Source organism: Microbacterium meiriae (assembly GCF_025143875.1).
GTDB lineage: Bacteria > Actinomycetota > Actinomycetes > Actinomycetales > Microbacteriaceae > Microbacterium > Microbacterium meiriae.
On sequence record NZ_JAMBDU010000035.1, the window covers coordinates 24,996 to 31,939 of the forward strand.

The 6,944-nt window shown below is 69.8% G+C and carries 7 protein-coding genes; 2 read left to right on the plus strand and 5 right to left on the minus strand.

Annotated features, from left to right (window positions below; translation table 11 throughout):
- Nucleotides 1-2 precede the first annotated feature (2 nt).
- From proB to rplU, 4 genes are all read right to left on the minus strand, one after another.
- Complete coding sequence (gene proB, locus M4D53_RS16290; RefSeq protein WP_187661699.1) at nucleotides 3-788, minus strand: glutamate 5-kinase; 786 nt, start codon at nucleotides 786-788, stop codon at nucleotides 3-5.
- Complete coding sequence (gene obgE / locus M4D53_RS16295) at nucleotides 785-2,284, minus strand: GTPase ObgE (RefSeq protein ID WP_259955074.1); 1,500 nt, start codon at nucleotides 2,282-2,284, stop codon at nucleotides 785-787. Before obgE ends, proB begins: the two co-directional genes overlap by 4 nt.
- 99 nt (nucleotides 2,285-2,383) lie before the next feature.
- Nucleotides 2,384-2,641 carry a 50S ribosomal protein L27 gene (gene rpmA / locus M4D53_RS16300; RefSeq protein WP_025104972.1) on the minus strand — a complete coding sequence of 86 codons (258 nt, stop codon included), beginning with the start codon at nucleotides 2,639-2,641 and terminating at the stop codon, nucleotides 2,384-2,386.
- A gap of 18 nt (nucleotides 2,642-2,659) precedes the next feature.
- Entirely contained in the window at nucleotides 2,660-2,968 is a 309-nt protein-coding gene (gene rplU / locus M4D53_RS16305) for a 50S ribosomal protein L21 (protein WP_187661701.1), read from the minus strand.
- 213 nt (nucleotides 2,969-3,181) lie between these two features.
- Here rplU and M4D53_RS16310 point away from each other — a divergent pair, with 213 nt between their 5' ends.
- A complete protein-coding gene (locus M4D53_RS16310; RefSeq protein ID WP_187661702.1) occupies nucleotides 3,182-3,451 on the plus strand; it encodes a DUF4031 domain-containing protein in 270 nt (89 codons plus the stop codon).
- Here the strand turns inward: M4D53_RS16310 and M4D53_RS16315 are convergent.
- Nucleotides 3,413-5,971: an Rne/Rng family ribonuclease gene (locus M4D53_RS16315; protein WP_259955075.1), complete on the minus strand. Its 2,559-nt coding sequence runs from the start codon at nucleotides 5,969-5,971 to the stop codon at nucleotides 3,413-3,415. The two genes, M4D53_RS16310 and M4D53_RS16315, sit on opposite strands and share 39 nt — an antisense overlap.
- A 281-nt stretch (nucleotides 5,972-6,252) precedes the next feature.
- Here M4D53_RS16315 and M4D53_RS16320 point away from each other — a divergent pair, with 281 nt between their 5' ends.
- Nucleotides 6,253-6,864: a vitamin K epoxide reductase family protein gene (locus tag M4D53_RS16320; RefSeq protein WP_187661704.1), complete on the plus strand. Its 612-nt coding sequence runs from the start codon at nucleotides 6,253-6,255 to the stop codon at nucleotides 6,862-6,864.
- Nucleotides 6,865-6,944: the final 80 nt, after the last annotated feature.

The window sequence follows — 6,944 nt, forward strand, 5'->3', positions numbered from 1 at the left end:
GTCTAGGAGGTGGCGGGCTCGAACCAGGTCCCGATGTCGGCGCCTGCAAGGGCCTGCGCCACGAGGTCGGCGCTGGTGACCAGCACCCCGATGCCCGAGGCCGCCGCGAGTCGGGCAGCGGAGACCTTCGTGGCCGCTCCCCCGGTGCCGACGCTGTTGACCACGGTCGCACCGAACTCCAGCCCGGAGAGGTCCGCATCGGGGGCGACGACGTCGATGGGTTCGGCGCCGGGATCGCTCGGAGGCCGCGTGTAGAGGGACTCGATGTCGCTGAGCAGGACGAGGGCGTCCGCCTCGATGAGCTGGGCCACGAGGGCGCCGAGCCGGTCGTTGTCGCCGAAGCGGATCTCCTGTGTCGCGACCGTGTCGTTCTCGTTCACGATCGGCAGCGTGCGCAACCCCAGGAGACGCTCCATGGCCCGCCGCGCGTTCGAGCGCGACGTCGGGTTCTCGAGGTCTCCGGTCGTGAGCAGCACCTGACCGGCGACGATGTCGAAGGGGCGCAGAGCCTCCTGGTACCGGTAGACGAGGATGTTCTGGCCGACCGCGGCCGCGGCCTGCTGCGTGGCGAGATCGGTGGGCCGCGCATCCAGACGGAGGAACGGGATGCCGGAGGCGATCGCTCCCGACGACACGAGCACGACCTCGGCCCCGCGGGCGTGCGCCGCCGCCAGCGCCTCGACGATCACCGGGATGCGCCAGGACGACTCGCCGCTGATGGACGACGAGCCCACCTTCACGACGATCCGCGTCGCCGTCGCGAGATCGGCGCGCGTGCGTGCGGTCACGCCTCGTCCTCGCGGTACGTGGCGAGGCGCTCCGCCTCCAACTCCGCGCGCGCCTGCGCCTTGGCGTCCATGCGCTCGTAGTACTTCTCGCGACGCTCGGACGTGGTCCGGCGGGCGTTCGGAGCCAGACGCGGGTCGGTGCCGCGGGGCGCCGACATGAGCTCGGCGGCGGAGCTCATCGTGGGCTCCCAGTCGAAGACGATGCTGTCGCCCTCGCCGATGACGACGGTCGAACCCTGGACGGCGCCAAGGCGGAAGAGCTCGTCCTCGACGCCCAGCTTCTCCAGACGGTCGGCGAGGTAGCCCACGGCCTCCTCGTTCTGGAAGTCGGTCTGCTGCACCCAGCGCACCGGCTTCTCACCGAGGATGCGGTAGACGTTGCCGTACGTGCCGCCCTCGACGCGGATCGTGAACGGCTTCACGGCGCCCTTCGGGCGGATGACGACGCGCTCGCGCGGGGCCTCGACCGCGGTCTCCATGCGGTGCTTCTCGACGAGCTCGCCGAGGGCGAGGGTGAGCGGGCGCAGCCCCTCGTGCGAAACCGTGGAGATCTCGAAGACCCGGAATCCGCGGGCCTCCAGATCAGGACGCACGAGATCGGCCAGGTCACGGGCCTCCGGCACGTCGACCTTGTTCAGCGCCACGAACTGCGGGCGCTCCAGCAGGGGCGTCTGCCCCTCCGGCACCTCGTACGCGGCGAGCTCGGCGAGGATGACCTCGAGGTCGGAGATCGGGTCGCGGTTCGGCTCCAGCGTCGCGCAGTCGAGCACGTGCAGCAGCGCGGAGCAGCGCTCCACGTGCCGCAGGAACTCGAGTCCGAGGCCGCGGCCCTCGCTCGCGCCCTCGATGAGGCCCGGCACGTCGGCGACGGTGTAGCGGAAGTCCTCCACCTGGACGACGCCGAGGTTCGGGTGCAGCGTCGTGAACGGGTAGTCGGCGATCTTCGGCCGCGCGGCCGAGATCGCGCCGATGAGGCTCGACTTCCCGGCGGACGGGTAGCCGACGAGCGCCACGTCCGCGACCGTCTTGAGCTCGAGGACGACATCGCCCTCGAAGCCGGGGGTGCCGAGCAGGGCGAAGCCGGGAGCCTTGCGCTTCGGAGTCGCCAGGGCCGCATTGCCCAGGCCGCCCTGGCCGCCCGCCGCCACGACGAAGCGCTCACCGGGCTCGATCATGTCGATCAGGACGTCGCCGCTCGGGCTCTTGACCACGGTGCCGACCGGGACGGGCAGCTCCAGTGTCTCGCCGTCGAAACCGGAGCGGTGGTCCCCCATGCCCGGTCCGCCGTTGCCAGAGGACCGGTGCGGCGAGTGGTGGTAGGACAGCAGCGTGCCGGTCTGCGTGTCGGCGACGAGCACGATGTCGCCGCCGTCGCCGCCGTTGCCGCCGTCGGGGCCACCGAGGGGCTTGAACTTCTCGCGGTGCACCGAGACGCAGCCGTTGCCGCCCTTGCCTGCACGCAGGTGCAGTGTGACGGTGTCGACGAACGTGACCATGTGCGAGTCCTTCGGTGTGCTCGGGGTGCCTGACGGCAGATACGCGGACGGGGCGAGCCGAAGCCCGCCCCGAACCGGATGTTTAGCGTGGTGCTGTGATCACTCAGCAGCGGCGACGATGTTGACGACCTTGCGGCCGCCCTTCGCGCCGAACTCGACCGCACCGGCGGCCAGAGCGAACAGCGTGTCGTCGCCCCCACGGCCGACGTTGGCGCCGGGGTGGAAGTGCGTGCCGCGCTGGCGGACGATGATCTCGCCGGCGAGGACCTGCTGACCGCCGAAGCGCTTCACGCCGAGGCGCTGTGCGTTGGAGTCACGACCGTTACGGGTGGAGCTTGCGCCCTTTTTGTGTGCCATGTCCTGGTCTCCTCGGTCTTACTTGATGCCGGTGATCTTGACGCGCGTGAGCTCCTGGCGGTGGCCCTGACGCTTCTTGTAGCCGGTCTTGTTCTTGTACTTCTGGATGACGATCTTCGGGCCGCGGAGGTTGCCGACGACCTCAGCCGTGACGGTGACCTTCGCCAGCGCGTCGGCGTCGGTGGTCACCGTGGAGCCATCGACGAGCAGCACGGCGGGCAGCTGGATCTCGTCGCCCTGGGCAGCCTGAACACGGTCGAGCTGAACGATGGTGCCGACCTCGACCTTCTCCTGCCGGCCACCGGCGCGCACTACTGCGTAAACCACTTCATACCTGTTTCGTTGGGGAGCACGCGGCTCCGAGAATCTCACGGGAAGACTGTTGCTTGCATGCGTCGCTGGTACGACGGGCGCGAATGCAAGACTCTCCGCTTCGGCCGTCGAGGACGACGCGGCATGCGCACCAAGGGACTACTTTACCGGATGCCGGCTGACCTCGCAAAGTGAGCCGGGTGACGGGGCCGGTCGTAGGCTGACGGAGTGACCGTACTCGTCGACGACCCCCGCTGGCCCGCCCATGGACGCCTGTGGGCGCACCTGGTCAGCGACGACAACCTCGACGAGCTGCACGCCTTCGCGCGCGCACACGGGATCCCCGCCCGGGCCTTCGACCTCGACCACTACGACGTCCCCGAGGACGCCGTCCCCCGGCTCATCGCCGGCGGTGCGCAGCACGTCCCCGGCAAGGAGCTGGTCCGGCGCCTGATCTCCTCAGGCCTCCGGGTCCGCGGACGCGACCGGCGGCACTGACGCCTCCGAGTTCACCGACACCGGCGTGCCGGAGAGGGCGGCGGTGGTGACCCGGCGCCGTCCACGACCCTGGCCGGGCGCCTTGGGCTCCGGAAGCGCATCCAGCACCGAGTCGAGCAGCTCCTCGGTGGGCGTCTTCGGCCCCTTCCGGTCACCGCGCTTCTTCCGGGCCTTCTTCGGGCGCTCGGAGGCGGGGACGGGCGCGGACTCGGCCGGCGGTGCCTCCGCGGCCGGTTCGCCGGACGGCACGATCGTGGAGGCGGCGATCTGCGCGAGGGCCGACTTCGCCCCCTCGGTGATGCTGTGGGTCACCGGCGGCGCGGCAGGTGCGGAGTTGTTGTTGCCACCGCCGTTGCCGTTGTTGTTGCCGCCGTTCCCGCGCTGACGGCGTCCGCCGTTGCCGTTACCGCCGTTGTTGCTGCCGTTCGCACGGTGCTTCACGACCGGGTCGTGGTGCACGATCACGCCGCGACCGGCACACACCTCGCACGCCTCACTGAAGGTCTCCAGCAGCCCGAGACCGAGCTTCTTGCGTGTCATCTGCACGAGACCGAGCGAGGTGACCTCGGCCACCTGGTGCTTCGTGCGGTCGCGGCTCAGGCACTCGATGAGTCGGCGCAGCACGAGGTCGCGGTTGGACTCCAGCACCATGTCGATGAAGTCGACCACGATGATGCCGCCGATGTCGCGCAGACGCAGCTGGCGGACGATCTCCTCGGCGGCCTCGAGGTTGTTCTTCGTGACCGTCTCCTCGAGGTTGCCGCCGGAGCCGACGAACTTGCCGGTGTTGACGTCGACGACCGTCATGGCCTCGGTGCGGTCGATCACGAGCGAACCGCCGGAGGGCAGCCAGACCTTGCGGTCCAGTGCCTTCTCGATCTGCTCCGTGATGCGGAACGCGTCGAACGGATCGACGTCGTCCTCGTACGCCTCGACACGCTCGAGCAGGTCGGGGGCGACGCTCTCCAGGTACGCCCGGATGGTGCGCTGCGACTCCTCGCCCTGGATGAGCATCTTCGTGAAGTCCTCGTTGAAGACGTCACGGACGATCTTCACGAGCAGATCGGGCTCGGCGTGCAGGAGCGCCGGAGCCTGCTGGCTCTCGACCTGCTTCTGGATGTGCTCCCACTGGGAGGTGAGGCGCTGCACGTCGCGGGTCAGCTGATCCTCGGTCGCCCCCTCCGCGGCCGTTCGCACGATCACGCCGGACGACTCGGGCAGCACCTCCTTGAGGATGCGCTTGAGGCGGGCGCGCTCGTTGTCGGGCAGCTTGCGGCTGATGCCGTTCATGGAACCGCCGGGCACGTACACCAGGTAGCGGCCGGGCAGCGAGATCTGGCTCGTGAGGCGGGCACCCTTGTGACCCACCGGGTCCTTCGTGACCTGGACGAGCACGCGATCGCCCGGCTTCAGAGCGAGCTCGATGCGGCGGGGCTGGTTGCCGGTCTCGACGCCGTCCCAGTCCACCTCGCCCGAGTAGAGCACGGCGTTCCGGCCGCGGCCGATGTCGACGAACGCGGCCTCCATGCTGGGAAGCACGTTCTGCACGCGACCGAGGTAGACGTTGCCGATCAGCGAGGCGTCCTGGTTGCGGGCGACGTAGTGCTCCACGAGCACGCCGTCCTCCAGCACACCGATCTGCGTGCGGCCGTTCTTGGAGCGCACGACCATCTTGCGGTCGACCGACTCGCGGCGCGCGAGGAACTCGGCCTCGGTCACGACCGGACGACGACGGCCGGCGTCACGTCCGTCACGACGGCGCTGCTTCTTGGCCTCGAGGCGCGTCGAGCCCTTGATGGCCTTCGGCTCGGTGATGTACTCGACGACCCGCTGACGCTGCCGCGGCTCTTCCCGCTGCTCGTCGCCCTCGGATCCGCCGCGGCGCCGACGACCGCGGCGACCGGCACCGGGCTCGTCCTGGTCGCGCTCCGGCGCACGGTCGTCACGACCGGGGCGCGCGGGCAGCGGAACGACCTCCGGCGCGTAGAAGTGCAGCTGCGTCGACACCTGCGACACGAACACCTCGGGCAGCAGACCGAGCGACACGGCGGTGACGGCCGCGGGCTTCTCGGGCTCGGCGGGGGTCTTGTCCGCAGGCGCCGCCTCAGCGGAAGCCACGTCCGCGGGGCCTTCGTCCGCGGGAGTTTCCTCGGCGGGAGCCTCCTCCGCGGCAGCCTCCTCGGCAGGGGCCGGCTCAACGGGTCCCTGCTCCGCAGGGGCCTCCTCGACTTGAGCCGCCGCGTCGATCGCGTCTGCGGCGGCCTCGTCTGCGGCAGCGGCGTCCTCGACAGCGGCCGCAGCCGCATCGTCCGCCGCCGCAGCGGCGTCATCGGCCGCCGCGTTCTCGGCAGCGCGGTCGTCCGCCGCGGCCTCCGCCGCCGCGTCGTCCGCGTCCTCCTGATCCCGCGAGGTGTCCTCCGACTCCTCCGCGGCGAGAGCGGTGGGCGCCGTCAGCGGCTCCGCGGCGTCAGCCGGGGCGTCGAGGGCGGGGGCGTTGTTGTCATTGTTCTCATCGGCCATCTCTGGCGTGCTCCCTGGCACGGTCCACTGCGTGTCCCGTGAAATCTCATGCGGCACCCGCGGGTGCCGCGAACTCAATCGGCCTGCGACCGGCTCATGGCTCTGGTCGCGTGGGGCATGGGCCCCGAAGTCTGCTCGACGCGTGTCGCGGCAACGCCGTTCATCGCATCACAGGTCATTATCGCACCACATCGGTCCGATCGCGGCATCTCTCGGTCCCCGACCGTTTTCTCCGGGCGGTTCTCGCCCTTTCCATAGCCGTCGCTGGGATAATCCTGAGCATGAGCGAGCAGCGCACCCGCCCCGTCGTCTATGCCGTGTGGTTGATCATCGCGAGCGTCATCGGCTGGTACGCCGCCTTCCAGCTCACCGTGGAGAAGTTCGCACTGCTGGAGCACCCGAAGGAAGCGCTCGGCTGCGATCTCAGTCCCTTCATCCAGTGCAGCACCAACCTGCAGTCGTGGCAGGGATCGGTGTTCGGATTCCCGAACCCGATCATCGGCCTCACCGGCTGGATGGCGCCGCTCGTCGTCGGCGTCGCGATCCTCGCCGGGGCGCGATTCCCCCGGTGGTTCTGGGCGGCGTTCGGAGTGGGCATCACCTTCGCGTTCGGCCTCGTGTGCTGGCTGATCGCCCAGAGCCTCTACGACCTCTTCGTGCTGTGCCCCTGGTGCATGGTGACCTGGGCGGTGACGATCCCCACCTTCTTCGCGACCATGGTCCACCTCGCCCGCAACGGCACCTTCACGGGCAACGCGAAGGTCCGCGCCACGGCGGACAAGCTCATGCCGTGGGTGCCGCTGGCGACCGTGATCGCGTACGCGCTGATCATCTTCCTGGCGCAGCTGCAGGGCCTCGACTTCCTCGGCGAGATGGCGAAGATCCTCTTCTGAGCGCCTCTCCTCGAACGACGAAGCCCGTCCGCCATTCCGGCGGGGGGGGGGGGGGGGGTGTTTGGTGTGTGGTTTTAAAA

What these genes read in the sequence shown, in the direction of transcription:
- obgE (WP_259955074.1), bottom strand. Translation starts at nt 2,284, where the DNA reads ATGGTCACGTTCGTCGACACCGTCACACTGCACCTGCGTGCAGGCAAG.
- M4D53_RS16315 (WP_259955075.1), bottom strand. Translation starts at nt 5,971, where the DNA reads ATGGCCGATGAGAACAATGACAACAACGCCCCCGCCCTCGACGCCCCG.
- rpmA (WP_025104972.1), bottom strand. Translation starts at nt 2,641, where the DNA reads ATGGCACACAAAAAGGGCGCAAGCTCCACCCGTAACGGTCGTGACTCC.
- M4D53_RS16320 (WP_187661704.1), top strand. Translation starts at nt 6,253, where the DNA reads ATGAGCGAGCAGCGCACCCGCCCCGTCGTCTATGCCGTGTGGTTGATC.